This window comes from Microvirga sp. P4_A5 (assembly GCF_056402495.1).
This window is the reverse complement of the sequence record NZ_JBFUHH010000059.1, coordinates 1-26,319: the sequence shown is the minus strand read 5'-3', so window position 1 is coordinate 26,319 and position 26,319 is coordinate 1. Positions and strand designations below refer to the sequence as shown.

Below are 26,319 nucleotides of genomic sequence, written 5' to 3'. Positions count from 1 at the left end.
GGTGGAGGCGCTTCTGCCCATTCTCAATCCCACCGTTCACCAGCAGGTCCTCGAACAGATCATGCTCGCGAACCTCCTCGACAACGAGCAAAGCTGGAACGTGTTGTCCGACGGCACGAGCCAGCGGATCACGCTGGCGAAGGGCGAGGAACCGTTCAATGCGCACAGGTACTTCATGACCAATCCAAGCTTGTCGGGCCGGGGCAAATCGCTGAAGACGTCGAGCCCGAAGGCGTTGGCGAAACGCGGGCATCGCTGAGATGCATCTTCTCAACAGGCGGGAAGCGCAGGGGCGCCTCAAGATCGGTCAGCCGGTCGCGATCATCGATATCGGATCGAACTCGGTGCGTCTCGTGGCCTATGAAGGGCTCGCGCGGTCGTTGACGCCGATCTACAACGAAAAGGTGCTTTGCGGCCTCGGTCGCCATGTGGCGACGACCGGGCGGCTCGACGAAGAAGCGGCGGAGCGCGCCCTGCGCGCACTCGCCCGTTTCCGCGTTCTCTGCAAGACCATGAACGTCTCGGACGTGTTCGTCCTCGCGACGGCGGCTGCCCGCGATGCGACGAACGGCGCTGCTTTCCTCGAAGCCGCGTCGAAGGCGTGCGGACAGGAAATCGCGCTTCTGTCGGGCGCCGAGGAAGCGCGATTGTCGGCGCTCGGCGTGTTGTCCGGCTTTTATGCTCCCGATGGCCTCGTGGGCGACATGGGCGGCGGCAGCCTCGAACTCGTGGACGTGAGCCGCGCGAGCGTGGGCGAGGGCGTCACCATGCCGCTCGGCGGATTGGCGCTGCAGGACATGAGCGGCGGCTCGCTCAAGAAGGCCCAGAAAATCATCCGCTCGTCGCTGGAGCGCGCTCCCGAATATCTCGAACATCTCCATGGACGGACGTTCTACGCGGTCGGCGGAACCTGGCGCGCGCTGGCGCGCCTGCATCAGGCGGCGACCGATTATCCGCTGCATGTGATGCACGCCTACATGATCGATCCCGCCGACACTCTGGACTTCCTCCATCTGGTGGAAGGAGCGGACGCCAAGACCTTGAAGGACATCGAAAGCGTCTCCGAGGCACGCCGCCCATTGCTCGCCTACGGGTCGATCCTGCTCGAAGAAATCATCCGCCTCGGACAGCCGAAGGAGATCGCGATCTCGGCCTACGGCGTGCGCGAGGGCGTCCTGTACCAGAAGCTCGACACCGCGACGCAGAAGCGCGATCCGTTGCTCTCCGCCACCGAGGATCTCAACCTGCTGCGGTCCCGCTCTCCGGGCCATGCGGAGGAGCTCTGGGTCTGGACCAGCCAGTTCATCGACTCCGTCGGGCTTCCCGAAACCGAATCCGAACGACGCTTACGTCACGCAGCCTGCCTTCTCGCCGATATCGGCTGGCGCGCACATCCCGATTATCGCGGCGAGCAGAGTCTCAATCTGATCGCCTACGGGGCGTTCGCGGGGCTCGATCATCCGGGTCGCGCTTATCTGGCGCTGGCGATCTTCTTCCGCCACGAGGGTCTCTCGCCCGACAAGGTGGGCTCGCGCATCAAGTCGCTCGCCGGGACTCGCCTGATGGAGCGGGCGCGCCTGCTCGCCGCGCTCATGCGCGTCGCCTATCCGGTTTCCGTCGCCATGGAGGGCGTCCTGCCGCGAACGCCGCTGCTCCTGCGTGGACGCAATGTCGTTCTGCAATTGCCGAAAACCATGGCCGACCTTGCCAATGAGCGGCTGACCGGGCGCATGCGGGCGCTTGGAAAATTGACCAATCTCGATCCGTTGATCGAGATCGTCTAGGCGTTCGGCGCATGTCAAAATCACCCGACATCGAAACCCTCCGCTCGCGCCTCGTCTACGAAAACCGCTGGATGAAGGTGCGCGAAGACGACATCATGCGGCGCGACGGTTCGGCGGGGATTTACGGAATTGTCGAGAAGCCCGATTTCGCGCTGATCGTGCCGCTGCATGACGGCATGATCCATCTCGTCGAGCAATATCGCTATCCGGTGAAGGGTCGCTTCTGGGAGTTTCCGCAAGGCTCGTGGGAACACGACCCCGGGAAGGATCCCATCGATCTCGCCCGCGCCGAACTGCGCGAGGAAACCGGCCTTCTCGCCCGCCGGATGACGCATGTGGGGCATCTCTACGAATGCTACGGCTACTCGACGCAGGGCTACGATATCTACCTTGCGCAGGATCTCGAAGCAGGCGAGGCGAACCGGGAGCGAGAAGAGCAGGACATGATCTGCCGTGCTTTCCCGATCGCGCAGGTCAAGCAGATGATGCTCGACGGCGAAATCAAGGACGCGGCCAGCGTCGCAGCCTTTGGGCTGCTCGGTTTGAAGGGGCTGGTTTAGGAGAGAGCGGGCGCCGAGGCTAAACCGCTACCGCCGGAACCGGTCGCGCCTTCACCCGACCGCGTTCCAACACCAGTCCGAACTCGCCATTCTTCAACGCCAGCGCCTTGTCGCCGAACAGCTCCCGCCGCCAGCCTTTCAGCGACGGCACGTCGGCGCTGTCGCTGTCGGCGATGGCTTCCAGCTCGTCGACGGTGGCGATGATTTTCGGCGCGACGCCTTCTTCCTCGGCGACGGCCTTGAGCAGGACCTTCAGCAATTCCACCACGGCGCCTGCCGAGCCGCGTCCGCGCGAGCGCTCGGGGACCGGGACGGTTGCGGGATCGCGGGCAAGGCCGCGCTCGACGGCCTCCAGGATGTCGGCGCCGGTGCGGGAGCGCTCGAAACCGTTGGGGATGGAGCGCAGGCGACCGAGCGCCTCGACGGACCGGGGAGCGGAGACCGCGAGATCGACCAGGGCGTCGTCCTTGAGGATGCGCCCGCGCGGAACGTCGCGGCMTTGCGCCTCCCGTTCGCGCCAGGAGGCGATCTCCATCAGCACCGCGACTTCCTTGGGCTTGCGCAGACGTCCCACGAGCCGCTTCCAGGCATTCTCGGGATCCGCCTGATAGGTCTCGGGCGAGGTCAGCACCGACATTTCCTCGCTGAGCCAGGCGAGGCGGCCGCTCTTTTCGAGCTGCGCCAGCAATTCCTGGTAGACGGTCACCAGATAGGTGACATCGGATAGCGCATAGACGAGCTGGGCTTCCGTCAGGGGGCGGCGGGACCAGTCGGTGAAGCGGGAGGACTTGTCGACGCGGGCCTTGGCCAGGTCGTTGACCAGTTGCTCGTAGGAAACGGAATCGCCATAGCCGCACACCATGGCGGCGATCTGGGTGTCGAACAGGGGCGCCGGAACGATCTGCCCGATGTTCCAGACGATCTCCAGATCCTGGCGGGCGGAGTGGAAGACCTTGGTGACGGAGGGATCGGCCATCAACGCCATGAAAGGCTCGAGGCTCAGGTCCTCCGCGAGGGGATCGACGAGAAACGCCTCGGCGGGGTCGGGTCCCGCCATCTGGATCAGGCAGAGCTTCGGATAATATGTCGTCTCGCGCAGGAACTCCGTATCCACCGTCACGAACGGATGGGCGGCAAGGCGGGCACAGGCTGCCGCGAGGGCGTCGGTCGAGGTAATCAGGTCCATAGAAAAGGCTTTTAGCCGAACCGGCGCGATCCTGCGACCCGTCTTTTGAGCCGAAAATCCCTCGTCACCGGCAATTTTTCGCCAGTCACGCAGCGCCCAGCGTACCCACCCGGTTTCGCGGCTCACGGGATGCGAAATCCGGGGCGGGGGCGACTTTTCCGTCGGCGAGCAGAATCGTCCGGTCGGCCGCCCGGATGGTGTCGGGGCGGTGGGCGATGACCACGCGGGTGATCCGGAGTTTTGCCAGCGCGCGGTTCACCTCCCGCTCCTTGTCGAGATCGAGACTGGAGGTGCCCTCGTCCATGAACAGGATACGCGGCCGGCGATAGAGGGCGCGGGCGAGGAGCACGCGCTGGCGCTGACCGCCGGAGAGGGTTGTGCCCATGTCGCCCACCAGGGTGCCGTAATTCATCGGCATCGCCATGATCTCGTCGTCGATGCCAGCATTGCGCGCGCATTCGCGGACCCATTCGATATCCGGCCGGGTGTCGAAGAAGGTGACGTTCTCGGCCAGCGTACCGGACAGCATGTGGTCGTCCTGCATGACGACCCCGATCTGGGCGCGGAAGGTTTGCAGCCCCAGATGGTCGAGGGGAACGTTGTCGATCATCACGCTCCCGCTCTTCGGCTTGAAGAGTCCCAGCATCACCTTGAGGAGCGTCGTCTTGCCACCGCCCGACGGGCCGGTGATGGCGACGAATTCACCAGGCTCGATGTGAAGCCGGTGGGAATGAGTTCGAGCGCGATGCCGGTGAAATGCCGGCCCGCTTCCGTCAGCGTGTAGATGCGCCGGCCGAAAGCCGGATCGTGCACGACGACCCGGTTTCCCTTCACCTCCTTGAGGACGACGAAATGGTCCATGTCCCAGTGCAGGATGCACGGGGTCTTGATGTCCTTGAGTTGCGCCGGCTCCAGGCGCAGGCCGCGGCCCGTCATGTTCAGACGCTGCGCCAGGGTGAGAATATCCTTGAGCGTCGTCCCCTTCATCGAGATCGAGAAGCGGCGCCTGAGGGAAATCAGGTCCGTCTCGTGGCCGTGATGGGTGGCGATCATCGCCAGACATGCGAGACCGCATTCAGCGGCTTCCGATTGAAGGATCACCGGCAGTCCGGACCGGCCGAAAAAGTCGATCTTGTCGAGCAGGTTCACATCCGCCCCCGGGCCGTGAGCAGGGGATTGAACAGCCAGGCGACGAGCGAGCGCTCCTCGAGAACGATGTCGGCCGCGAGACTCATGTCGGGCTGCAACGGAACCGATTGGCCATAGGCCTCGACGCTCTGGCGATCGAGACGGACGGTGACGCGGTAAGCGGGCTCTCTCAGCGCGACGGTGCCGAGAATTTCGTTGGGCGCCAGCACGGTCTGCGATACCGATTCGACGACGCCTTTCTGAATGCCGAAATGCTGGAACGGAAAAGCATCCACCATCAGGCGCACCTGCTGGTCCGGCTTGACGAAGCCGATGGCGCGGCTTGGCACGAAGAGCTCCGCCTTCAGCTCCGCACCCTCCGGCACGAGGGTCAGCAGGAGCCGGCTCTGGTCGACGATCTGCCCGTTATTCACCTGCAACGCGGTGACGCGTCCGCTCACCGGCGATCTCACGACCTGTGCGCCGCGCGCTGCCGTCTCCGAGCGCTCCCGCTCGCGATCAGCGAGGCTCAGCCGCAATTGCGAAAGCCGCTCGCTCTGCTGCACCGGAAGCTGTTCGCGCTGGAGCAGGGCCTGTTCCAGTTCGCGCTCGGTCGCGGCGAATTGCCGGTCGAGATCGGCGAGGCTCTGACGGGCGGCGAGATGGACGCCCTCCTGCTCCTGCAGCGCGACCTTGGTGGTGTTCCCCTTCTGATAGAGCTGGGTCAGCGCGCGGCGGCGTTCCTCGGCCGCATCGATGCGCTCCGCCTGCAGCCGCCGTTGCGCGCCGATGGCGTCCTGCTGCGCCTTCACGCTCGCGATGGCAGCGTCGAGGCGCACGATCTCGTTGGCGATGCGGGTGGGCTCGGCTTCGATCTGCTGCAAGATGAGCCCCATCTGCGCGTCGAGGCTCTTCAGCAACGCCGCCGCGAGCGTGCCGCCACTCTCGAGGCCCTGCTGGGAATCGATCGTGAAGAGAGGCTGGCCCGCCTGCACGTGATCGCCTTCCCTGATGACCAGACCTGTCACCACGCCGCCACTGCGCGCGGAAACCCGCACCACTCCGGCGGTCGAGATCAACGTTCCGCTCGCCGGTTCCTTGCGCGCGTATCCGGCGGTGACGATGAAGACGAGAAGGGCGCTCGTCGCGACTACGAGCGCCACGCCGAGCATGGTCCACGAGATCGGAGCCACTGGGATGAAAGCGGCGGTCTTGTCGGTGCCGGGCAAAACCTCCTTGCGGAAAAAACTCTCTTTCACACGCGACCTCTGAATGTCTGCTAAGGCGGTCGCGCGAACGACCATGAAAGTTCGCCGCCGCGTTCCGCAGGCAATCGGCGACCATCGCATATGTAACGATACAACGTCTAGAGTTGCATGGAAATATGCGCGCCGCCTTCCGCCCGAAGAATCGACCGGCTGTCAGGTTTCTGCGGCACGCTACCGCCTGCGGTTGAACGGCGGCAGCAATGACGCAGCGGCGCGTACGGCTCGGTTTGCCTCTTAAATGCGGAAACAGGTGCGGAAGCACACCCGAATTTCATGCATTTTCGCAATCTAAAAAAGCGGCATGGCATTGGAATTTGTCGCTCTTGCTATGAGGAAATGATAATTTCCTTATGCGAAAACGCATGATGAGATTTAGTTCACGAAGCAACCGTTCGCTCCTAAACCGGCAGCTGGTTGTCGGCAATGTTATTCCGTTGTGTAGTGAAACTACCGAGCCGCCGATCAACCAATGCCGCAACCGACGACGGCCGTGGACCAGGAGACAACGATGACGAACTCCGTGATTTTTCCTTTGCGCGATGAAGATCTGGGACTTGTTTCGGATTGGGACGGCGCGTTTCCATTCCCCATGATCAAACTGTGCGACGACGACCTTGTCGAGGCGGCAGGCGGCAGGCGTTGCGGCGCCGGCAGCGGCGGCAAGGTCGGGGAAGTTCCGGTTGTGACCGGCTGAGCCCTTGGCCGCGTTCCAAGTGTCGGAAATTTGAAACTTGCTTGTAGGATATTTGCCATGAACATTGAAGCGAGGAAAGTCGACCAGAACGCGAGCGTTGCGATCGATCCCGCCTTGCAGCCGCAGGTCGTCATCGTCGAACTCGGCGTTGAGCAATTGCTGCAGGCCGCCGGCGGCAGACGTTGCGGAGCCGGCAACGGGGGCAAGGTCGGAGAAGTTCCTGTCATCACGGGCTGACCGAGCCACCTCAAACCAGAGCCGGGCATGATCCAGCCGCCCGGCTCTGCCTGAGGCGCGGGATTTGAGCCTTCCGTCTTGACATCCCCCACCTGCCATGAATGTTGCCGGATCGTTTCTCTCCGATCAGGCTTAATTCAGCAGGCTCCCATGTCCGCCTCTTCCATGCCCATGCACCGCTATCGCTCCCACACCTGCGGTGCGCTCCGCGAATCCGACGTGGGCGGGATCGCCCGCCTGTCCGGCTGGTGCCATCGCATCCGGGACCATGGCGGCGTGCTGTTCATCGATCTGCGCGACCATTACGGCATGACCCAATGCGTCATCGATCCGGATTCGCCGGCCTTCAAGCTTGCTGAAACGGCCCGGTCCGAATGGGTGATCCGGGTCGACGGGAAGGTCCGCAAGCGTCCCGCCGGCACCGAGAACGCCGACCTGCCCACCGGCATGATCGAACTCTACATCACCGAGATCGAGGTTCTGGGCCCGGCGGACGAGCTGCCCATGCCGGTCTTCGGGGATCAGGAATATCCCGAAGAGACACGCCTGCGTTACCGCTATCTCGACCTGCGCCGGGAGAAGCTGCACCAGAACATCATGAAGCGCGGCGCCATCATCGACGGCATCCGCCGCCGCATGAAGGAGAGCGCGTTCTTCGAGTTCACGACGCCGATCCTGACGGCCTCTTCGCCCGAAGGCGCGCGCGACTTCCTCGTGCCGTCCCGCCTGCATCCCGGCAAGTTCTACGCCCTGCCGCAGGCGCCGCAGCAATTCAAACAGCTCATCATGATCTCGGGCTTCGACCGCTATTTCCAGATCGCGCCGTGTTTCCGCGACGAGGACCCGCGCGCCGACCGCCTGCCGGGCGAATTTTACCAGATCGACGTGGAGATGAGCTTCGTGACGCAGGAGGACGTGTTCCAGACCATGGAGCCGGTCATCCGCGATACGTTCAAGGAATTCGCCGAAGGCAAGCCGGTCACGGACGTGTTCCCGCGCATCAAATATTTCGACGCGCTTCTCAAATACGGAACCGACAAGCCCGACCTGCGCAACCCGCTCATCATCGCCGACGTGTCGGACGAGTTCGCGCGCGAGGAAGTCACCTTCAACGCGTTCAAGAACGTCATCAAGTCGGGGGGCGTCGTGCGCGCGATCCCGGCAACGGGCGCCGCCTCGCAGCCGCGGTCCTTCTTCGACAAGCTCAACGAATGGGCGCGCACGGAAGGCGCTCCGGGCCTCGGCTACGTGGTGTTCGAGGACGAGGGCGGCAAGATCATCGGCAAGGGACCGATCGCCAAGTTCATTCCCGAAGACGTCCAGGCGGCGATCCGCGACAAGGCCGGCCTCAAGGCGGGCGACGCGGTGTTCTTTTCGGCAGGCACGGAAGACAAGGCAGCCTCGCTCGCGGGCAAGGCGCGGGTGCGCATCGGCGACGAACTGGGCCTTGGCGACAAGAACCAGTTCGCTTTCGCGTGGATTGTTGACTTCCCGCAATATGAATGGAACGAGGACGAGAAGAAGATCGACTTCTCGCACAACCCTTTCTCGATGGCGGACCTCGACGACGAAGCGTTCATGGCCCTCGATCCGTCTGACAAGGACAGAATCCTCAAGCTCACCGCCCTTCAATACGACATGGTCTGCAACGGCTACGAGCTTGCATCGGGCAGCATCCGCAACCATCGTCCCGATCGGATGGTGAAAGCCTTCGCGATCGCGGGATACGGCGAGGACGAGGTCAAGGAGCGTTTCGGCGGCATGTACCGCGCATTCCATTACGGCGCGCCGCCCCACGGCGGTATGGCGGCGGGCATCGACCGCATCGTGATGCTTCTCTGCGGCGCGGTGAACCTGCGCGAGATCACGCTGTTCCCCATGAATCAGCGCGCCGAAGACCTGCTGCTCGGCGCACCGTCCGACGTTTCACCCAAGCAATTGCGCGAATTGCACGTCCGTCTGAACCTGCAGGAAAAATGATCCCGGCGACGGCCATCGTGGTGACGTTCGACAGCGCCCATGCGCTGCCGGATTGTCTCGATGCCTTGCGGGCGGAGGATGTGCCGGTCATCGTCGTCGATAACGGATCGCTCGACGACACCAGGGGCATGGCGGAAGAGCGGGGAGCGCGGGTTCTCCGCAACCTGCGCAACGAAGGCTATGGTCGCGCCAACAATACCGGCGCGCGCGCCGCGCAGAGCGAGTTCCTGCTCATCTGCAACCCGGACGTCTTCGTCGAAAAAGGCGCGGTGGCGGCCTTGCTGCACGCGGCCGGGCGCTATCCCGATGCCGGGCTGTTCGCCCCGCAGATCGTGGAGCCGAGCGGCCGCGTTTTCTTTCAGCCCCGCTCGCTGCTGGCGCCTTATCTCACCAACCCGTCAGGCCGGCATGCGCTGCCCGACGGCGAGGCCTGCGCGCCGTTTTTCTCCGGCGCTTGTTTCCTCGTCCGGCGGGAGCTTTTCCTGCGCCTCGGCGGCTTCGACGAAAACATCTTCCTGTTCTACGAGGATGACGATCTCTGCCGCCGCATCGCCGATAGCGGCGCGTCGCTGGTCTATGTGCCACAGGCCATTGTGCGCCACGGGCGAGGGCGGTCGAGCGGGCCGAAGGCCGGCCGCATCTTCAAGTCCCGCTGGCACCAGGCCTGGTCGCGCGCCTATGTGAGCCGCAAATACGGATTGCCGGGGCCGGCGCTCGGCATGTTTCTCATCAACGGGCTGAAAACACTGGGCGTCTGCCTGACATTTCGGCGCCAATTGATCGAGCGTTATGCGGGCTCTGCGGCGGGAGCCTGGGCCTTTCTACGCGGCAAGGGCGCGCTGAAACGCGAAGGTTTGTCGTAGCCAGATCGTAGAGAGACCGACCTCCGCTTCACCTCTCCCCGAGGGAGAGGTCGGACCTCGACCTCTCCCTCGGGGAGAGGTGGGGAGCCGCGCCAAGACTTCGCAGTTCGATCAACTCGATTGCGCGCGGAGCACCCGGATCGCCGCCACAAGCTCTTTGACCCGCTCGCTCTGGAGCAGCGGAATCAAGGTGGCGATGCGCTCGCGCGGGAGGTCCCACCACCGCGCCTCCAATAGAGCCGCCACGAGCGTCTCGTCGAAACGGTAACGGATCACCTTGGCGGGGTTGCCGCCGACGATGGCGTAGGGTGGCACGTCCCGGGTCACGACCGCCTGGGCCGCGATCACCGCGCCATGCCCGATGGTGACGCCCGACAGGATGGTAGCGCCCGAACCCAGCCACACATCATGGCCTATGGTCACGTCCCCCCGTGACCCGTGATAATCGTCCGTGTCGGGTGCCGAAGGCCAGAGCGCGGGCAGGGCGGAGAACGGGTAGGTGGTGCCCCAATCCACACGGTGATTTCCGCCCAGCAGGATCTCCACCTTGTCGGCGATCGAGCAGAAGCGCCCGATCGTGAGCTTGCGGCCGGATTGCGGGAAACGCACCTTCGGACGTCCATAGCTGAACGCCCCGATGTCGAAGCCGTAGCGCCGCGCCAGGTCCGCGAGATGGAGGTCGGTCTGGTTGTGGGGATTGCGCCAGTTTTTCAACCGGTGACGAAGGCTCATGGCTCAGCGCCCGCCGCGCGAACGGCGTTGACGGCAGGGGGCAGGGCGCGCACAAGGGCATCCAACCAGCGAACAACAAATAGCGTGAGGAGCGTTTGGGATGGCTGACAACATCTCTCAGGATCTAAAGCAGGGAGCGCTCTTCTACCACCGCTATCCGCGTCCGGGAAAGCTCGAGATCCAGCCAACCAAGCCCCTCGGCAACCAGCGCGACCTCGCGCTCGCCTATTCGCCCGGCGTCGCCGCCCCTTGCGAGGCGATCGCGGCCGATCCGGCGGAAGCGGCGAACCTCACGTCGCGTCAGAACCTCGTCGCCGTCATCACCAACGGCACCGCCGTCCTGGGTCTGGGCAATATCGGCCCGCTCGCCTCGAAGCCCGTGATGGAAGGCAAGGCGGTCCTGTTCAAGAAATTCTCCGGCATCGACGTGTTCGACATCGAGATCGACGAGCTCAACGTCGACAAGCTTGTGGACGTGATCGCGGCGCTGGAGCCGACCTTCGGCGGCATCAACCTCGAGGACATCAAGGCCCCGGAATGTTTCGAGGTCGAGGAGCGCCTCAAGGCGCGCATGGCCATCCCCGTCTTTCATGACGACCAGCACGGCACCGCGATCATCGTGGGCGCCGCCGTGACGAACGCCCTCGAACTCGCCGGCAAGCGCATCGAGGACGTGAAGATCGTGACCTCGGGCGCGGGCGCCGCCGCTCTCGCCTGCCTCAACCTGCTCGTGTCGCTCGGCGCCAAGCGCGAGAACATCTGGGTGTCGGATATCGAAGGCGTCGTCCATGACGGCCGCAACGAGCTCATGGACCGCTGGAAATCGGTCTATGCCCAGAAGACCGACGCGCGCACGCTGGCCGACATCATCACGGACGCGGACGTGTTTCTCGGCGTTTCGGCAGGCGGCGTCCTGAAGCCCGAGCACTTGGCCATGATGGCGCCTGATCCGCTCATCATGGCGCTCGCCAATCCCTATCCGGAGATCATGCCGGAGGAAGCCGAGGCCGAGCGTCCCGACGCGATGATCTGCACCGGGCGGTCAGATTATCCCAACCAGGTCAACAATGTCCTGTGCTTTCCCTACATTTTCCGGGGCGCGCTGGATGTCGGCGCGACGACCATCAACGAGGAAATGAAGGCCGCGGCCGTCAAGGCGATCGCCGGTCTTGCGCGCGAGGCGCCATCGGAAGTGGTGGCGCGGGCCTATGGCGGCGAGGCGCATCCCTTCGGCAAGAAATCCCTCATCCCGAGCCCGTTCGACCCGCGCCTGATCCTGCGCATCGCGCCCGCGGTGGCGAGGGCCGCGATGGATTCGGGCGTCGCCAAGACGCCGCTGGACGATCTCGAAGCCTATACGGATTCGCTCGCGCGTTTCGTGTTCCGCTCGGGCTTCATCATGAAGCCGCTCTTCTCGCAGGCCAAAGCCAATCCCAAGCGGGTGATCTATGCCGAAGGCGAGGACGAGCGCGTCCTGCGCGCCGTGCAGGTCATCGTCGAGGAGGGGATCGCCAAGCCCACGCTCATCGGTCGCCCCAACGTGGTCGAGGCCCGCATCAAGCGCTACGGCCTCGGCCTCGAAATCGGCCGGCATTTCGACCTCGTCAATCCCGAGGACGATCCGCGTTATCGCGACTACGTCGCCACCTATGTGGAAGCGGCGGTACGCAAGGGCATCACGCCGGATGCGGCCAAAACCCTGGTGCGCACCAACAACACGGTCATCGGCGCGCTCGCGGTGCGGCGCGGCGATGCGGATGCGCTGATCTGCGGTCTCGAAGGACGGTTCGAATCCCGTCTGAAACACATCAAGGATATCATCGGCCTCTCGCCGGGCGTCCACGAGATGGCGGCCCTTTCGCTCGTCATTACCTCCAAGGGCGCCTATTTCCTCGCCGACACGCATGTGCAGCCGGATCCGAATGCGGAGGAGATTGCCGACATGACGATCGCCTGCGCGAGCCATGTGAGGCGGTTCGGATTGGAGCCGAAGATCGCGCTGCTTTCGCACGCGGATTTCGGCGCCGCCAATACCCGCTCGGCCCGCAAGATGCGCGATGCCTTGGCGCTCATTCAGGAGCGCGCGCCGGACCTCGAAGTCGACGGCGAGATGCAGGCCGATGCGGCGCTGTCGGAAATGATCCGCGAGAAGGTGAACCCGGACTCGCGCCTCAAGGGCGAGGCGAATGTCCTCATCATGCCGAATCTCGACGCGGCCAACATCGCGTTCCAGTTCTCGAAAATTCTCGCGGATTCGCTCCCCGTGGGCCCGATCCTGATCGGCCCGGCGAAACCGGCGCACGTGCTCATCCCGTCGGTGACGGCGCGCGGGATCGTCAATCTCACGGCGATCGCGGTGGTCGAGGCGCAGGCGGCCGAAGCGGAGCTCGCCGGGGCGGCGATCTGCGCCGGAATCTAGACCGCGTTACTCGGCTTTGGCCGAAACGTCGACCTTTTCGAGAATCTTCTTGGGGTCCTGGGTTGCGATCAGTTCCAGCATGGTGATGCCGGAAGGCGCCTGCGGCGTGGCCGTCAGAGTGAGGCTGCGCGGGTCCTTGATGAAATCGACCACGCTCTTCGTGATCGTGCTGGCCGATTGCGAGGTTCCCAGCAGGCTCACGCCGACGATCCCGGCGCCCTCGGCGTAGAAATCCCGCAACTTGGCGGGCGTGGTCTTCTGGTCCTTGGCCGCCTTGGCGATGACGCGATTCAGCAGGTCCCGGCCGTCTTCAATGCGCAATGTCACCGACTTCGCCTTCGCAGACAGAAGCGCCGCGGCGACCGCGCCCTTGTCGGGGCTGAACGCTTCCTTCGTGACGTTGCCCAGGACCCCGGTCGCCGACACCCGGCCCATATCCTTCGTGGCCAGGTTCAACTCCGTGATGGCGATCTCACTGGTTTCGGCGTTCCAGTTCAGCGCAAGCGCGAAGGAGACATCGATGGCCCCGTAGCCCAGCGCCCGCAACTCCTTGGCCCAATCGTCCGACCCGTTCTCCTGAAGGGGGAGCGAGAACCCGGTCCATGCGAGCCGGATATTGGTGGGGATGCCGTTCAGGGGTTTGTCGGCGGTGAACTCGGAATCCTTCAACGCAGCCTTCATGGGCTTAGGCCCTTTCGGCATATCGATCTCGACGCCGGATTGGCGGTAGGTGCCGATGGTCGGGATCAGAGCGCGCCAATCGGCGGCGGAGATATCCGCAAATTCCTTCCCGTCGAAATTCTTCAAGCCCTCGATCGTCGCAGCGAAGGAAAAACCGCTCAGGCTGGTGCTGGCGATCGTCATGCGCGCTTCGGGCGAAAGCAGTTCGAAGCCCTCCATGCGCATGTCGGAAGGTGTGGTGGAAGCCGCCGCCGCATAGGAGACGCGAGCGATCTTGACGGTTCCGTCCTCGGCCTTGGCGTCGCCCGGAATTTGAACCTCGACGCCACTCACCTCGATCGATCCGATCCGGAAGGCGTCAAGGACGTCGCCGGCCGTCTTGAGGGCTCGCATGTTTTCAGCGTCCGTGTGCGTCTCGCGGCTGCTGAAATCGGAGAGAAAGGCCGCGATTTCGGACTGTGTCTCTTGCGTCGGACGGCCCATCAGGTCCCGCCCCAAAAAACGGCCGAACTTGATCCGTGACTTGCTGGCCGGCTCGAGCATTTCCAGATTTTCGAGCGAGAACGTGCCGGAGAGCCTGGACCATGGTTCGTCGGGTCCGGTCGCGCGCACTTCCTGCAGGCGGGCCATCGCGGCCAGGTCGACATCGCTCACCATCAACCGCGCGGCGCTGAAAGGCACGCGTTGATTCTTATCGTCGACGATTTCGCCCGTGACGGATTCGGCGGTGGCCTCCGCGAGCTTCCCCGCGACCACGTCTCTCATGACGATCCGATTGTATGTCCCGCTGCGTGTCTCGCGGGCCATCTTTGTCGTCACGGTCAGTTCCGGGATGGTCACGACTCTTGCACTGATGCGGCCGAGGCGCGCCGCCATCGGCTCGGTCGAGGCGGAAGAGAGGAGCGCGTCGAGGTCGGCCCGCGACCCGGCGAGGCCCGCGACGTCGACCCGGTTGGCCTCATAGACTGCCCCGCCGAAGGTGACGCGGACATTCTCCAGCGTCAGCGTCTGGGCCTCCTGCGCCAAGGCGGCGCTCCAGAGCGGGACGCTGATGGAGCCGATGTCCACAATGCCCGTGGACAGGTTGCGGACGACGGGGATCTCGACCTGCGAGACCGCCAGCCCAGCAAACAGCACAACCCCACCCACGATACCCTGACGAAGACGCCTCATGATGACCTCAAATGAACAACCCGCCGGTGGTGCCACGGGCGGGCAATGGTCGCAACGAAATAGTGTTCTGGCGTCGATCTAGAGCGAAAACGACGTTCCGCAGCCGCACGAGGCCGTCGCATGCGGATTCTCGATCTTGAAGGATTGGCCCATCAGGTCGTCTACGAAATCGATCACCGAGCCGTCGATATACTGGATCGAGACCTCGTCCACGAGCACGGTCGCGCCATCCTTTTCCACCACCAGATCGTCGTCCTGGCGGGCGGCATCCACGTCGAATGCGTATTGGAAGCCCGAGCAGCCGCCGCCGTTCACGCTGATCCGCAGCATCGATCCCTGCGGTTCGTTCGCCATGATCTCGTTGATCCGGCGGGCGGCGCGTTCGGTCAGTGTCAGGTCGCTCATGGTCGCTTGGGTCCTCGGGCGGACGTTATCTTGGACAACGCCCTGAGAGCAAGGTAAGTGCGCAGGCAGGAAGCTTCAACCCGGGGATGATGCGTGCGGCCCTTTGGCGAGAGATGGCAAGCGCCTTACGCGTGCGACCCGCGCGGCACTCGGGGACGCCTGCATTCCGAGCCCGTCTCGCCGACCCGGAGCGAATTCCAGCGGGATCGGGACCGGATCATCCATTCCTCCGCCTTCCGCCGCCTCAAGCACAAGACGCAGGTCTTCGTCTATCACGAGGGCGATCATTTCCGCACCCGCCTCACGCATACCATCGAGGTCAGCCAGATCGCCCGGGCGCTCGCCCGTTCGCTCGGGCTCGACGAGGATCTGGCGGAGGCGCTGGCGCTGTCCCACGACCTTGGCCACACCCCCTTCGGCCATACGGGCGAGGATGTGCTGGAGGCCCGGATGGCAGCGTTCGGGGGCTTCGACCACAATGCCCAGGCGCTGCGGATCGTCACCCGGCTGGAGCGCCGCTACGCCGCCTATGACGGTCTCRACCTGACCTGGGAAACCCTCGAGGGGCTRGTGAAGCATAACGGGCCGCTTCTCGACAGCGCTGGCCAGCCGACCCTGCGCTATGCGGCGCGGGGTGTGCCCCTCGCGATCCTCGAATACAACGCCGTCCAGGATCTTGAACTGGCGACCCATGCCGGTGGCGAGGCGCAGGCGGCCGCCGTGGCGGATGATATCGCCTACAACGCTCACGATATCGATGACGGATTGAGGGCGGGGCTCTTCGACATCGAGGCGCTGCGGGAGGTCGCGTTCCTCGACGAGCTCCTGCGGGAGATCGATGGCCGCTATCCGGGCCTCGACCTGTCCCGCCGCATCCACGAGCTCGTCCGCCGGGTCATCACGCATTTCGTCGAGGACGTGGTGACCGAAGGAGAGAGGCGGCTCTCCGTGCTTGGGCCGGCGAACGCCGAGGCGATCCGGCAGGCGGGCCAGACCACGATCGGGTTTTCCAAGGCGATGCAGGCCAATGATGTCGCCATCAAAGGATTTCTCTACCCCCGCATGTACCGTCACCCGCACGTGATGGCGGTGAGGCAGCAGGCGGATTCCATCCTGAACGACCTGTTCGCCCGCTTCATGCGCGAGCCTGCGGCGATGCCCGATGAATGGCAGGCGGGTGTTTCGCCGGACGACCAGGCGCGTCTCGCGCGCCGTGTGGCGGATTACATCGCGGGGATGACGGACAGCTACGCGGTTCTCGAACACCAGCGCCTGTTTGACGTGACGCCTGACTTGCGCTAGGCGCGCCAAAGCTTTTCAGGGCCACAGGCCCTATCGGATTCAGGTCTTATGAACATCTTCGGGCTGTTTGAGAAACGTGTGGCGGATGCTCTCGGCGCTTTGGCCGAAGCCGGACAGATCCCGGCCGGGCTCGATGTGAGCCGCGTCGTCGTCGAGCCCCCACGTGACAGCTCTCACGGCGATCTGGCCACCAATGCCGCCATGGTGCTGGCCAAGGAAGCGCGGATGAACCCGCGTGCGCTCGCCGAATTGATCGTCGCCGATCTCGCGGGCGATCCGCGCGTGGTGAAGGTGGAGATCGCCGGGCCGGGCTTCATCAATCTCAAGCTGAAAGCCCATGTGCTGCACGAGATCCTGCGAGCCGCCTTGCTCGACACCGACGGGTTCGGTCGCAGCGGGCAGGGCGCCGGCAAGCCGGTGAACGTGGAATTCGTCTCCGCCAACCCCACGGGGCCGATGCATGTGGGCCACGGACGCGGCGCGGTGTTCGGCGACGCCCTGTCGGAATTGCTGCATTTCGCCGGCCACAAGGTGAGCCGCGAATACTACATCAACGACGCGGGTGCGCAGGTGGATGTCCTCGCCCGGTCGGCGTTCCTGCGTTACCGGGAAGCGCTCGGCGAGGATATCGGCGCGATTCCGGAGGGTCTTTATCCAGGTGACTACCTGAAACCCGTCGGCGAGAGGCTGGCGCGCGACCATGGCGCGAGCCTGCTCGACCAGCCCGAAGCGGACTRGCTCCCGCTCGTGCGCAATGTCGCCATCGACATGATGATGGACATGATCCGCGAAGATCTCGCCGCGCTGGACATTCACCACGACGTCTTTTTTTCCGAGCGGTCGCTGCAGGAAAACGGCGGCGGCGAAGTCGCGAGGACCATCGAGGATCTGCGCTCCCGCGACCTCGTCTATATGGGCCGCCTGGCGCCTCCGAAGGGCCAGAAGGACGAGGATTGGGAGGACCGCGAGCAATTGCTGTTTCGCGCCACCGCGTTCGGCGACGAAGTGGATCGGCCGCTTCTGAAATCGGACGGATCGTTCACTTATTTCGCCTCGGACATCGCCTATCACCACTCGAAGTTCGAGCGCGGCTTCGCCCAGATGATCGACGTCTGGGGCGCGGATCATGGCGGCTACGTCAAGAGGATGCAGGCGGCCGTGAAGGCCGTCACGGCCAATCAGGGCGATCTCGACGTGAAGCTCTGCCAGCTCGTGAAGCTGCTCCGGGGCGGCGAGCCGGTGAAAATGTCGAAGCGCTCAGGCGACTTCGTGACGTTGCGTGAAGTCGTGGATGAGGTGGGCCGGGATGCCGTTCGCTTCATGATGCTGTTCCGCAAGAACGACGCGACGCTCGATTTCGATCTCGCCAAGGTGGTGGAACAATCGAAGGACAACCCGGTCTTCTACGTGCAATACGCCCATGCCCGCTGCGCGTCCGTGCTGCGGCAGGCCGGTGAGGCTTTCCCCGGCGGAGACTTTTCGGCGAAGACGCTCGCGGCCACAGATTTGTCCGTGTTGAGCGATGAAGCCGAGATGGATGTGATCCACCGCATCGCCCAATATCCGCGAATGATCGAGGCTGCCGCAGAGGCACACGAGCCTCATCGTGCGGCATTCTACCTCTATGATCTGGCCAGCGCCTTTCATTCTTTGTGGAATAAGGGCAAAGACTTGCCGCAATTACGCTTTGTTAATCAAAGTGATGAAGATTCAACGAAAGCGAGACTGGCTCTTGTGTATGCCCTCAAGGGCGTCCTGGCATCAGGTCTTGCTATCCTGGGCGTTACGGCTCCCGACGAAATGCGCTAGAGAGCTAGAAACGGAGTATCGTTTCTGGTCTATTGCACCGGAAGCCGTCACGTCGTGCCGACGCAGCACTCAAGGTGTGTGTCGGATTACCGGAGGTCCGGCGCTATGAGCGGAACACAGAAGCCCCATTTCGCGGTCGATCTCAATGAGATCGAACGTCAACTCGCGCAGGCCCAGTCTGCCCCGCCTTCCCATGCCTCCTTGGGTGGACGTCACGATCCGCTGGCGGACCTTGCCCGCATCGGGGGGCAGGACGACCCGTTCGAGGCGCTGCTCGCCGGCGAGCGGACGCGCGGCCATGCGTCGCAGCCGGAACGGCGCGAGCCGCTTTTCGCGGCCCGCGGCCCAGCCGTCGGCGATTCCTACGCCCAGCACAGCGCGCGCCAGCCGGTGGATTTTCAGGACAATCTCCACGACGAGGAACCGCAGGCGCCCGCTTACGGCTATCAGCAGCCGGTTGCCGCCGCTCCCGCCGAATACGATCAGCACGGCTACAGCCAGGACGGCTACGCGCAGGATTACTACGACGGCAACGGCGATCCTCATGCCGGCCAATACGACGAGGCCGCCTATCAGCCGCCGCGCAGCCGGTCCCGCAAGGGCGTCCTCGCCCTGGGGGCGATCCTCGGCGTGGTGGCGCTGGGTTCCGCCGGAGCGTTCATGTTCAGCGGCGGTTCGGCCGCGATTACCGGCGGTGAGCCGCCGTTGATCGCTGCCAGCAACGAGCCCATCAAGGTCGCGCCGCAGAATCCGGGTGGGGTCGAGATCCCCAACCAGAACAAGCAGATCTACGAGCGCGCCCAGAGCGGCACCACGAAGGTCGTGAGCAATTCCGAGCAGCCCGTCGACGTCAAGCAGACCGTCCGCATGAATGGCGGCTCGGTCGCGGATGCGACCGGTTCGGCCGGCCCTGCGCCGCACGCGGGCGGCGGATTGAATCTCGGCGAGCCCCGCAAGGTCCGCACCATCTCGATCAAGCCCGACGGCACCCTGGCGCGTCCCGAGCCGGAGGCCAAGGTCGCGACGGTGGCCGCTCCCCCCGCCATGACCATGCCGGCCGCAAGCCCGCCTGCGCCGGCCGCGGCACCTGCGCCTGCGCCACGGCCTGTCGCCGCGACCCCCGCGCCCGCCACTCCCGCCGCGAAACCCGCGCCTGTGGCCGCCACCGAAACCCCGGCAGCGCCGCAGAAGGTGGCCTCGATCCAGCCGACCGCGCCCGCGGCCGCCGCACCCGCGGAGGCCTCTCTCGGCGGCTTCTCGGTCCAGCTCGGCGTGCGCGGCTCGGAAAAGGACGCGCAGGCGGCCTTTGGTCAGTTCCAGAAGAAATACCAGGAACTCGCCGGCCAGCCGGCGCTGATCCGCAAGGCCGAGATCAACGGCAGCACGGTGTTCCGCGTCCGCGCCGGCCCGATGTCGCGAGACGACGCCTCGCAGATCTGTTCCGCCGTCCAGGGGCAGGGTGGCCAGTGCTTCGTGGCGAAGAACTAGGTCCGTCGAGCCGACACTTCTTGACCCTGCCCGGCAGGGGACGTAAGGCGCGGGGATGACCCGCGCCTTGATCGCCGGATGCTCCGGCCTGTCTCTCACGCCCAATGAGGCCGCCTTCTACCGCGAGGCGATGCCGTGGGGTTTCATCCTCTTCAAGCGCAACGTCGACAACCCCGCGCAGGTCGCAGCTTTGTGCGCCGCCTTGCGGGACAGCGTCGGCGGGGACGCGCCGATCCTGATCGATCAGGAAGGCGGCAGGGTCCAGCGGATGGGACCGCCGCACTGGCCGAAATACCCGTCCGGCCGGATTCTCGGCTCGCTCCACACGGACGACCCGCTCGTCGGACGCGAACTCACGCGCCTGGGCGCTCGCCTGATCGCCCATGACCTGAGGGCCGTCGGCATCAATGTCGATTGCATGCCGGTCCTCGACGTCCCGACCCCGGGTGCCCATGACGTGATCGGCGACCGGGCCTATGGCAGGACGCCCGAACAGGTGGCGATCCTCGGCCGGGCCGCTGCCGAGGGGCTGCTCGCCGGCGGCGTATTGCCGGTCATCAAGCACATGCCTGGCCACGGCCGCGCCGGAGCCGACAGCCATCTGGCGCTCCCGGTGGTGGACGCCTCGCGCGAGGAGCTGGAGCGCCACGATTTCGCGCCGTTCCGGATGCTCACCGACATGCCGCTCGCCATGACGGCCCACGTCGTCTACACGGCGCTCGACCCGGAGAACCCCGCGACGACCTCACGGATCGTCATGGATGAGATCGTCCGCGGCCACCTCGCCTATGACGGCCTCGTCATGACCGACGATTTGTCCATGAAGGCTCTGTCGGGCACGTTCCGGCATAAGACCGAGGCGGCCTTCTCGGCCGGCTGCGACATGGCCCTCCACTGCAACGGGGTCATGGAGGAAATGGCGGAGGTCGCCGAGGCCGCGCCGATCCTGTCGGGCGACGCGCTTCGCCGGGCGGACGCCGCCCTGCAGCGCATCCGGCACGAGCCCGAACCCCTCGATCCTGTGGATGCCCGCGCCAGGCTTGACGCCGCGCTTGCGATGGTCGCCTAAGGGGCCGAAGCTGCGAATCGGCTCGAACGATTAGATGGATTGATGGCGAACGCCTTACCTTTTGAGGAGACCGACCGCGTCGAGCGCGCCGATGGCGAACCCGCTCTCCTGGTCGATGTCGACGGATTCGAGGGTCCCCTCGACCTGCTGCTGGAGCTTGCCCGGCGGCAGAAGGTCGACCTCCACAAGATCTCGATTCTGGCGTTGGCCGAGCAGTATATCACCTTCATCGAAGCAGCCCGCCGCATGCGGCTCGAACTCGCGGCGGATTATCTCGTGATGGCGGCGTGGCTCGCCTACCTCAAATCGAGGTTGTTGCTGCCCGAACCGCCGAAGGGCGAGGAGCCGAGCGCCGAGGATCTGGCGACCGCCCTGGCGTTGCGCCTGCGGCGCCTGGAAGCCATCCGCGAGGCGGCCCGCAAGCTCGGCGAGCGCAACTGGCTCGGTCGCGACGTGTTTGCCCGGGGGGCGCCGGAACCCGTGGTCATCCACAAGGATTCGATCTATCAGGCGACCCTCTACGACCTGCTGGCCGCCTATGCGCGTCAGCGGCAGATCCAGTTCAACAGCAGGGTCCAGCTGCATGTCCGCAATGTCTGGACCCTCGCCGAGGCGCGGGACGCTCTGGAGCGCCTCGTCGGGCATCTGAAGGACTGGACCCGGCTCGACGGTTATCTGCTCGAATTCATGGTCGAGCCGGCCATGCGCCCGACCATTCTCGCCTCGACCCTCTCGGCGACCCTGGAAATGGTCCGCGAGGGCAAATTGAGCGTCCGGCAGGACAAGGCGTTCGCGCCGGTCTGGGTGAAGGCGGTGCCCGACCCCGTGGACGCAGGAGCCTGATATGGACAGCATGACCGACGACCGGGTCGAAGACGCGATCCCCGACAACCGCTCCGGCCCGGATCACGGCGAGGCGCTGCGCATCGCCGAGGCGCTGCTGTTCGCGTCCGCCGAACCCTTCAGTGCCGAGGAACTCGCCGGCCGGCTGCCCGAGGGCGTCGACGTGACGGCGATTCTCGAAGAGCTGTCGGACCGATATGCAGGCCGTGGCGTCAATCTGGTGCGGGTGGCGGGCCGGTGGGCTTTCCGCACGGCGAGCGATCTGTCGTTCGTCCTGTCCCGCGACGTGGTGGAGCAGAAGAAACTCTCCCGCGCCGCCATGGAGACGCTGGCCATCGTCGCCTATCACCAGCCGGTGACGCGCGCCGAGATCGAGGAAATCCGCGGGGTGGCGACCTCGAAGGGCACACTCGATCTTCTGCTGGAAACCGGGTGGGTTCGTCTGCGGGGACGCCGGCGCGCGCCGGGGCGCCCCGTCACCTACGGCACGACGCCGGACTTCCTCGACCATTTCGGCCTCGATGCCATCGACGACCTTCCGGGTCTCGAAGAGCTCAAAGGGGCGGGGTTCCTCGAAGGCCGCGTGCCCTCCGACCTCTCCGTTCCCGTCCCGTCCGACGACAATACGCTTCGTGAGGACGAGGACCCGCTCGATCAGGACGATCTCTTCGAGCCCATCGTGCTCGGAGACGGCGACGAATGACCGAACCCATCCCCGCGAGGGGAAAGGACCGGTTTCGCCTGCCACGATGGGGCCAGCGCGGCACGGCGGGCGCGTCGATCCCTGCCCAGCTCACCTTCGAGCATATCGTCAAGACATTCGGCGAGACGACCGTGCTCGACGACGTGTCCCTGGTCATCGCTCCCGGCGAACTGGTCTGCCTCCTCGGCCATTCCGGCTGCGGCAAAACCACTCTCCTGCGCATCGCCGCCGGCGTGGAGACGCCGAGTTCCGGCCGGGTCCTCATCGACGGTCAGCAGGCGAGCGGGCCTGAAGGCTTCATCGAACCGGAGCGTCGCGGCATCGGGCTGATGTTTCAGGATTACGCGCTCTTTCCGCATATGAGCGTGCAGCAGAACGTGATGTTCGGCCTCACCGGACTATCCGCCAACGAGGCCGCGATCGCCGCCAGGCGCGCCCTCTCGCGGGTGGGATTGGAGCGCTACGCGGACGAATATCCCCACACGCTTTCGGGAGGCGAGCAGCAACGGGTCGCCCTGGCGCGCTCCATCGCGCCGCGCCCCGGCGTGCTGCTGATGGACGAGCCGTTTTCCAATCTGGATCGCCGGATGCGGGACGCCGTTCGCGACGAGACAGTCGCGATTCTCAAGGAAACCGGCGCCACCACCATCGTGGTCACCCATGACCCCGAGGAGGCGATGCGGATCGCGGACCGGATCGTCCTCATGCGGGCGGGCCGCATCATCCAGCAGGGACCCTCCGAGGAACTCTATTCCTCCCCCGCCAATCTCTTCGCCGCCCGGTTCTTCTGCGATTTCAACGAGGTGCCGGGCGAGGTGCGAAACGGCCGCGTTTCTTGCCCCGTGGGCGTCTTCGCGGCCCCCGGCGTCCCCGACGGTCCAGCGGTGGTGTGTATCCGCCCGCAAGGACTGAGACTCAAACCGGCGGGATTCTGCCTGCCCGGCCGGATCGTGTCGCGCCGCTTCCTCGGCGAGGTCGACCTCGTCTATATCGACGTGCAGGGCATCGAGCGGCCGTTGCAGGGCCGAATTCACGATTCGGTCGGCATAAAGGAAGGTCAGGACGTCGGGATCGAGATCGACCCGAAGGATGTCCTTGTTTTCGCCGCGTCAGATCCCTAGGTTGGCCCCACGTTCGAAATTCTAACGCCGCGCCCGCGGAGGCGCAGGAGGTTATCATGGGTGGTGCTAGCATCTGGCACTGGATCGTCGTCGGTCTGATCGTCGTGCTCCTCTTCGGGCGCGGCAAGATCTCCGACATGATGGGCGATGTCGCGAAGGGCATCAAAGCGTTCAAGAAGGGCATGGCCGACGAGGACGCGCCCGAAAAGACCGTGTCGCCGACCGATCCTGTCCGCACGATCGATCATCAGACGCCGTCAGCCGCGACCACGACCAACGCGACCTCGGACCACAAGATCGGCTGATCGGCGAGACGCCGCGAGGCCGACGTACTTTCAAAACTAACGGCAAGGTCGGGACCGCTTCATGTTGGACATGAGCTGGGGTGAGGTGATGGTGATCGGCGCCGTTGCGTTGATCGTCATTGGCCCGAAGGATCTGCCAAAGGCCTTGCGGACCGTCGGCAAYATGACCTCCAAGATCCGCCGCATGGCGGCGGAGTTTCAAGGTCAGTTCAACGAGGCCATGCGCGAGGCCGAGCTCGACGACGTGAAGAAGCAGTTGCAGGGGATGAACGATTCCGTGTCGTCGATTCACAAGGGCGGGCTCAATCCGATCCAGGCCATCCGCGACGAGCTGAAAGGCGCCATCGAGGCGCCTGCCGCCTCGCATGACAAGCCGGCGACCGAGATCGCCGGCGAGGCGGCCGCGCAGGGGAGGGGCGAAGCCCATCCGGTCGCGCCCATGGAGCCGCCGGTGGTTCTGCCGGGCTCCTCGGTGCCGCCGGTCGTCGATCCGCTCGAATCGTTCACCTCGACCCTCAATCACGAGGCGGATGTTCACCGCACCGAGGCGCTGGCCGAGGAATTGCGGCCCGTGCCGGTCACGTTCTCCTCCGAGCCCACCGCGCCAAACCCTGTGGTGCCCGCGGCTCCAGCCAAACCGGATTCCAAAGCCGAATGACCGACCCGATTGTCGAAGAGGACGAGGTCGAGTCGTCGCGCGCGCCCCTGATCCAGCACCTGACCGAGCTCCGCGCGCGCCTGATCAAGGCGCTCATCGCCTTCGTGCTGATGTTCTTCGTCTGCTTCGCGGGCGCGAAGGTGATCTACAACATTCTGGTCTGGCCCTATGTGAATGCGGTCGGATCGCCCGAAAAGGCGCATCTCGTTTACACGCACGGGCTCGAATATCTCTTCACGCAGATCCAGGTGGCGGCGTTCGGGGCGGGATTTCTGGCCTTCCCGGTCATTGCCGGGCAGATCTACAAGTTCGTCGCCCCGGGTCTCTACAAGAACGAGCGGCKGGCTTTCCTGCCCTATCTGGTGGCAACCCCGGTTCTCTTCGCGGTCGGCGCTTCGGTGGTCTATTTCATCGCCATGCCGCTTCTGATGCGGTTCTCGGTGGGGATGCAGCAGATCGCCACCGATACCAGCCCCGCGATCGAGTTCCTGCCCAAGGTCAGCGAATACCTGTCCCTCATCATGACGCTGATCTTCGCCTTCGGGGTCTGCTTCCAGCTCCCCGTGGTGCTGACCCTGCTGGCGCGCGCCGGAATCATCGATTCGCAATTCCTCAAGGACAAGCGCCGCTATGCGGTGGTGGTGGTGTTCGTGCTGGCCGCCGTCCTGACGCCACCGGACGTGATCAGCCAGTTCGCGCTTGCGGTGCCCACGCTGCTTCTTTACGAGGCATCCATCATCTCCGTCCGAATGGTGGAGAAGAAGCGTGCGGAAGCCGAGGCCGCGCGCGCGGCAGCCGGATAGGCCCCAAGACCCTTCCAGCCGACCGCCAACCTTGGCATTCTGGGTGAGGCGGTCCGATCACGAGTGGACCGCGTCATTGTGAGCACGGTCCTTAATCCCATGCATGACATCCGTTCCATCCGCGAGAATCCCCAAAGGTTCGATCAGGGCCTGGTCAAGCGGGGTCTGGAGCCGTTGTCCGCGAAGGTGATCGCCCTCGACGACCGCCGCAAGGCCGCGATCTCGGGGCTCCAGGCCGCCACCGAGACCCGCAATGCGCTCTCCAAGGAAATCGGCCAGGCCAAGGCCCGGAAGGACGAGGCGCGGGCGCAGGAGCTGATGGCCCAGGTCTCGGCGCTGAAGGAGAGCCTGCCGCATCTCGAACAGGAGGAGCGCGCCGCCGAGAAGGAGCTGCACGACGCCCTCGCGGCGATTCCGAACCTGCCCAAGGACGACGTGCCGGAAGGCGCGGACGAGCACGGCAACGTCGAACGCCACCGCGTCGGCAATCCGAAGAACCTCGCTTCCGCCAAGCAGCATTTCGAGATCGGCGAAGATCTTCGCATGATGGATTTCGAGGCCGCCGCGAAGATGTCGGGCGCGCGTTTCGTCGTGTTGAAAAAGGGATTGGCGCGGCTCGAGCGGGCGCTCGGCCAGTTCATGATCGACCTGCACACCAACGAGCACGGTTATACGGAAATCTCACCGCCGTTATTGGTGCGCGACCACGCGATGTTCGGGACAGCACAACTGCCAAAATTTCGCGATGATCAGTTCATGGCCACGCGGCAGCTTGATCGAGCAGAGGCGGAAGCAAACCTGAATGCAGCCAAAGAGGCGGCAGCACAGGGAGATAAGGCGAAGGTTGCAGAGCTATATGCAGAAGCGCAATCTAATCTCTGGCTCATCCCCACCGCCGAAGTCCCCCTCACCAATCTCGTGCGCGAACTGATCCTCACCGATGACGAACTGCCTCTGCGCTTCACCGCGCTCACGCCATCGTTCCGCGCCGAGGCGGGCTCTGCCGGACGCGATACGCGCGGGATGATCCGGCAGCATCAATTCACCAAATGCGAACTCGTCTCGATCACGACGCCCGAGACTTCCGCCGACGAGCACGAGCGGATGC

Annotated in this window: 25 protein-coding genes and 1 pseudogene; 19 read left to right on the top strand and 7 right to left on the bottom strand. The window is 64.8% G+C overall.

Annotation, left to right across the window (positions count from 1 at the left end; genetic code table 11):
* From AC1DVM_RS15265 to AC1DVM_RS15255, 3 genes and pseudogenes are all read left to right on the top strand, one after another.
* Nucleotides 1-259, top strand: a pseudogene (locus tag AC1DVM_RS15265) (RNA degradosome polyphosphate kinase); the annotation flags it as partial.
* A 1-nt stretch (nucleotide 260) separates the two neighbouring features.
* Complete coding sequence (gene ppx / locus AC1DVM_RS15260) at nucleotides 261-1,784, top strand: exopolyphosphatase (RefSeq protein ID WP_477255565.1); 1,524 nt, start codon at nucleotides 261-263, stop codon at nucleotides 1,782-1,784.
* A gap of 11 nt (nucleotides 1,785-1,795) precedes the next feature.
* Nucleotides 1,796-2,344, top strand: coding sequence for an NUDIX domain-containing protein (locus tag AC1DVM_RS15255; RefSeq protein WP_477255563.1), 549 nt, complete (start codon nucleotides 1,796-1,798; stop codon nucleotides 2,342-2,344).
* A gap of 19 nt (nucleotides 2,345-2,363) precedes the next feature.
* Here AC1DVM_RS15255 and rnd read toward each other — a convergent pair whose 3' ends face one another.
* The 4 genes from rnd to AC1DVM_RS15235 form a co-directional block, all read right to left on the bottom strand.
* The gene (rnd, locus tag AC1DVM_RS15250; RefSeq protein ID WP_477255561.1) at nucleotides 2,364-3,530 is read right to left on the bottom strand and encodes a ribonuclease D; all 1,167 of its coding nucleotides are present in this window, start codon (nucleotides 3,528-3,530) and stop codon (nucleotides 2,364-2,366) included.
* Nucleotides 3,531-3,615: 85 nt separating this feature from the next.
* Entirely contained in the window at nucleotides 3,616-4,221 is a 606-nt protein-coding gene (locus tag AC1DVM_RS15245; RefSeq protein WP_477255573.1) for an ATP-binding cassette domain-containing protein, read from the bottom strand.
* Nucleotides 4,176-4,679 (bottom strand): cysteine peptidase family C39 domain-containing protein, encoded by a 504-nt coding sequence (locus tag AC1DVM_RS15240; RefSeq protein WP_477255559.1) that lies wholly within the window; start codon nucleotides 4,677-4,679, stop codon nucleotides 4,176-4,178. The genes AC1DVM_RS15245 and AC1DVM_RS15240 overlap by 46 nt, the downstream gene beginning before the upstream one ends.
* Nucleotides 4,676-5,917, bottom strand: a complete 1,242-nt coding sequence (locus AC1DVM_RS15235) for an HlyD family secretion protein (protein WP_477255557.1) — start codon at nucleotides 5,915-5,917, stop codon at nucleotides 4,676-4,678. The genes AC1DVM_RS15240 and AC1DVM_RS15235 overlap by 4 nt, the downstream gene beginning before the upstream one ends.
* A gap of 517 nt (nucleotides 5,918-6,434) precedes the next feature.
* Here AC1DVM_RS15235 and AC1DVM_RS15230 point away from each other — a divergent pair.
* The 4 genes from AC1DVM_RS15230 (at nucleotide 6,435) to AC1DVM_RS15215 (ending at nucleotide 9,700) form a co-directional block, all read left to right on the top strand.
* Nucleotides 6,435-6,620 (top strand): hypothetical protein, encoded by a 186-nt coding sequence (locus AC1DVM_RS15230; RefSeq protein ID WP_477255555.1) that lies wholly within the window; start codon nucleotides 6,435-6,437, stop codon nucleotides 6,618-6,620.
* Between the two features lie 57 nt (nucleotides 6,621-6,677).
* On the top strand, nucleotides 6,678-6,857 hold the full coding sequence (locus AC1DVM_RS15225; protein ID WP_477255553.1) for a hypothetical protein: 180 nt from the start codon (nucleotides 6,678-6,680) through the stop codon (nucleotides 6,855-6,857).
* Nucleotides 6,858-7,028: 171 nt separating this feature from the next.
* The gene (gene aspS / locus AC1DVM_RS15220; protein WP_477255571.1) at nucleotides 7,029-8,837 is read left to right on the top strand and encodes an aspartate--tRNA ligase; all 1,809 of its coding nucleotides are present in this window, start codon (nucleotides 7,029-7,031) and stop codon (nucleotides 8,835-8,837) included.
* Complete coding sequence (locus AC1DVM_RS15215) at nucleotides 8,834-9,700, top strand: glycosyltransferase family 2 protein (RefSeq protein ID WP_477255551.1); 867 nt, start codon at nucleotides 8,834-8,836, stop codon at nucleotides 9,698-9,700. The genes aspS and AC1DVM_RS15215 overlap by 4 nt, the downstream gene beginning before the upstream one ends.
* 111 nt (nucleotides 9,701-9,811) lie before the next feature.
* Here the strand turns inward: AC1DVM_RS15215 and AC1DVM_RS15210 are convergent, their stop codons facing one another.
* Complete coding sequence (locus AC1DVM_RS15210) at nucleotides 9,812-10,432, bottom strand: CatB-related O-acetyltransferase (protein WP_477255550.1); 621 nt, start codon at nucleotides 10,430-10,432, stop codon at nucleotides 9,812-9,814.
* A 100-nt stretch (nucleotides 10,433-10,532) separates the two neighbouring features.
* On the opposite strand from AC1DVM_RS15210, the gene AC1DVM_RS15205 reads away from it, so the two are divergent.
* Nucleotides 10,533-12,851, top strand: a complete 2,319-nt coding sequence (locus AC1DVM_RS15205; RefSeq protein WP_477255548.1) for an NADP-dependent malic enzyme — start codon at nucleotides 10,533-10,535, stop codon at nucleotides 12,849-12,851.
* A gap of 6 nt (nucleotides 12,852-12,857) precedes the next feature.
* Here the strand turns inward: AC1DVM_RS15205 and AC1DVM_RS15200 are convergent, their stop codons facing one another.
* Both AC1DVM_RS15200 and erpA read right to left on the bottom strand, forming a co-directional pair.
* Nucleotides 12,858-14,705 (bottom strand): hypothetical protein, encoded by a 1,848-nt coding sequence (locus AC1DVM_RS15200; RefSeq protein ID WP_477255546.1) that lies wholly within the window; start codon nucleotides 14,703-14,705, stop codon nucleotides 12,858-12,860.
* Nucleotides 14,706-14,783: 78 nt separating this feature from the next.
* On the bottom strand, nucleotides 14,784-15,110 hold the full coding sequence (erpA, locus tag AC1DVM_RS15195; RefSeq protein WP_477255544.1) for an iron-sulfur cluster insertion protein ErpA: 327 nt from the start codon (nucleotides 15,108-15,110) through the stop codon (nucleotides 14,784-14,786).
* 93 nt (nucleotides 15,111-15,203) lie between these two features.
* On the opposite strand from erpA, the gene AC1DVM_RS15190 reads away from it, so the two are divergent.
* The 11 genes from AC1DVM_RS15190 to AC1DVM_RS15140 all read left to right on the top strand — a co-directional run.
* Nucleotides 15,204-16,412 (top strand): deoxyguanosinetriphosphate triphosphohydrolase, encoded by a 1,209-nt coding sequence (locus tag AC1DVM_RS15190; protein ID WP_477255542.1) that lies wholly within the window; start codon nucleotides 15,204-15,206, stop codon nucleotides 16,410-16,412.
* Between the two features lie 48 nt (nucleotides 16,413-16,460).
* Nucleotides 16,461-18,221, top strand: a complete 1,761-nt coding sequence (argS, locus tag AC1DVM_RS15185) for an arginine--tRNA ligase (protein ID WP_477255540.1) — start codon at nucleotides 16,461-16,463, stop codon at nucleotides 18,219-18,221.
* 105 nt (nucleotides 18,222-18,326) lie between these two features.
* Nucleotides 18,327-19,709, top strand: a complete 1,383-nt coding sequence (locus tag AC1DVM_RS15180) for an SPOR domain-containing protein (protein ID WP_477255539.1) — start codon at nucleotides 18,327-18,329, stop codon at nucleotides 19,707-19,709.
* Between the two features lie 55 nt (nucleotides 19,710-19,764).
* Nucleotides 19,765-20,778 carry a beta-N-acetylhexosaminidase gene (nagZ, locus tag AC1DVM_RS15175; RefSeq protein WP_477255537.1) on the top strand — a complete coding sequence of 338 codons (1,014 nt, stop codon included), beginning with the start codon at nucleotides 19,765-19,767 and terminating at the stop codon, nucleotides 20,776-20,778.
* A 42-nt stretch (nucleotides 20,779-20,820) separates the two neighbouring features.
* Nucleotides 20,821-21,621: a segregation and condensation protein A gene (locus AC1DVM_RS15170; RefSeq protein ID WP_477255535.1), complete on the top strand. Its 801-nt coding sequence runs from the start codon at nucleotides 20,821-20,823 to the stop codon at nucleotides 21,619-21,621.
* A 10-nt stretch (nucleotides 21,622-21,631) separates the two neighbouring features.
* Entirely contained in the window at nucleotides 21,632-22,324 is a 693-nt protein-coding gene (scpB, locus tag AC1DVM_RS15165; RefSeq protein ID WP_477255569.1) for an SMC-Scp complex subunit ScpB, read from the top strand.
* Nucleotides 22,321-23,445, top strand: coding sequence for an ABC transporter ATP-binding protein (locus AC1DVM_RS15160; RefSeq protein ID WP_477255533.1), 1,125 nt, complete (start codon nucleotides 22,321-22,323; stop codon nucleotides 23,443-23,445). Before scpB ends, AC1DVM_RS15160 begins: the two co-directional genes overlap by 4 nt.
* Nucleotides 23,446-23,501: 56 nt before the next feature.
* Nucleotides 23,502-23,750 carry a twin-arginine translocase TatA/TatE family subunit gene (locus AC1DVM_RS15155; RefSeq protein WP_477255531.1) on the top strand — a complete coding sequence of 83 codons (249 nt, stop codon included), beginning with the start codon at nucleotides 23,502-23,504 and terminating at the stop codon, nucleotides 23,748-23,750.
* A gap of 61 nt (nucleotides 23,751-23,811) precedes the next feature.
* Nucleotides 23,812-24,408: a Sec-independent protein translocase protein TatB gene (gene tatB, locus AC1DVM_RS15150; protein WP_477255529.1), complete on the top strand. Its 597-nt coding sequence runs from the start codon at nucleotides 23,812-23,814 to the stop codon at nucleotides 24,406-24,408.
* Complete coding sequence (tatC, locus tag AC1DVM_RS15145) at nucleotides 24,405-25,211, top strand: twin-arginine translocase subunit TatC (protein WP_477255527.1); 807 nt, start codon at nucleotides 24,405-24,407, stop codon at nucleotides 25,209-25,211. The genes tatB and tatC overlap by 4 nt, the downstream gene beginning before the upstream one ends.
* Before the next feature lie 99 nt (nucleotides 25,212-25,310).
* On the top strand, nucleotides 25,311-26,319 hold a 1,009-nt coding region (locus AC1DVM_RS15140; protein WP_477255567.1), incomplete at its 3' end, for a serine--tRNA ligase.

Excerpts from the sequence above, each read along its gene's own strand:
- AC1DVM_RS15205 (WP_477255548.1), top strand. The coding sequence starts at position 10,533 with ATGGCTGACAACATCTCTCAGGATCTAAAGCAGGGAGCGCTCTTCTAC.
- AC1DVM_RS15180 (WP_477255539.1), top strand. The coding sequence starts at position 18,327 with ATGAGCGGAACACAGAAGCCCCATTTCGCGGTCGATCTCAATGAGATC.
- AC1DVM_RS15210 (WP_477255550.1), bottom strand. The coding sequence starts at position 10,432 with ATGAGCCTTCGTCACCGGTTGAAAAACTGGCGCAATCCCCACAACCAG.
- AC1DVM_RS15160 (WP_477255533.1), top strand. The coding sequence starts at position 22,321 with ATGACCGAACCCATCCCCGCGAGGGGAAAGGACCGGTTTCGCCTGCCA.
- AC1DVM_RS15215 (WP_477255551.1), top strand. The coding sequence starts at position 8,834 with ATGATCCCGGCGACGGCCATCGTGGTGACGTTCGACAGCGCCCATGCG.
- AC1DVM_RS15225 (WP_477255553.1), top strand. The coding sequence starts at position 6,678 with ATGAACATTGAAGCGAGGAAAGTCGACCAGAACGCGAGCGTTGCGATC.
- erpA (WP_477255544.1), bottom strand. The coding sequence starts at position 15,110 with ATGAGCGACCTGACACTGACCGAACGCGCCGCCCGCCGGATCAACGAG.
- AC1DVM_RS15155 (WP_477255531.1), top strand. The coding sequence starts at position 23,502 with ATGGGTGGTGCTAGCATCTGGCACTGGATCGTCGTCGGTCTGATCGTC.
- ppx (WP_477255565.1), top strand. The coding sequence starts at position 261 with ATGCATCTTCTCAACAGGCGGGAAGCGCAGGGGCGCCTCAAGATCGGT.
- scpB (WP_477255569.1), top strand. The coding sequence starts at position 21,632 with ATGACCGACGACCGGGTCGAAGACGCGATCCCCGACAACCGCTCCGGC.
- AC1DVM_RS15170 (WP_477255535.1), top strand. The coding sequence starts at position 20,821 with ATGGCGAACGCCTTACCTTTTGAGGAGACCGACCGCGTCGAGCGCGCC.
- AC1DVM_RS15230 (WP_477255555.1), top strand. The coding sequence starts at position 6,435 with ATGACGAACTCCGTGATTTTTCCTTTGCGCGATGAAGATCTGGGACTT.
- nagZ (WP_477255537.1), top strand. The coding sequence starts at position 19,765 with ATGACCCGCGCCTTGATCGCCGGATGCTCCGGCCTGTCTCTCACGCCC.
- AC1DVM_RS15200 (WP_477255546.1), bottom strand. The coding sequence starts at position 14,705 with ATGAGGCGTCTTCGTCAGGGTATCGTGGGTGGGGTTGTGCTGTTTGCT.
- aspS (WP_477255571.1), top strand. The coding sequence starts at position 7,029 with ATGCACCGCTATCGCTCCCACACCTGCGGTGCGCTCCGCGAATCCGAC.
- AC1DVM_RS15255 (WP_477255563.1), top strand. The coding sequence starts at position 1,796 with ATGTCAAAATCACCCGACATCGAAACCCTCCGCTCGCGCCTCGTCTAC.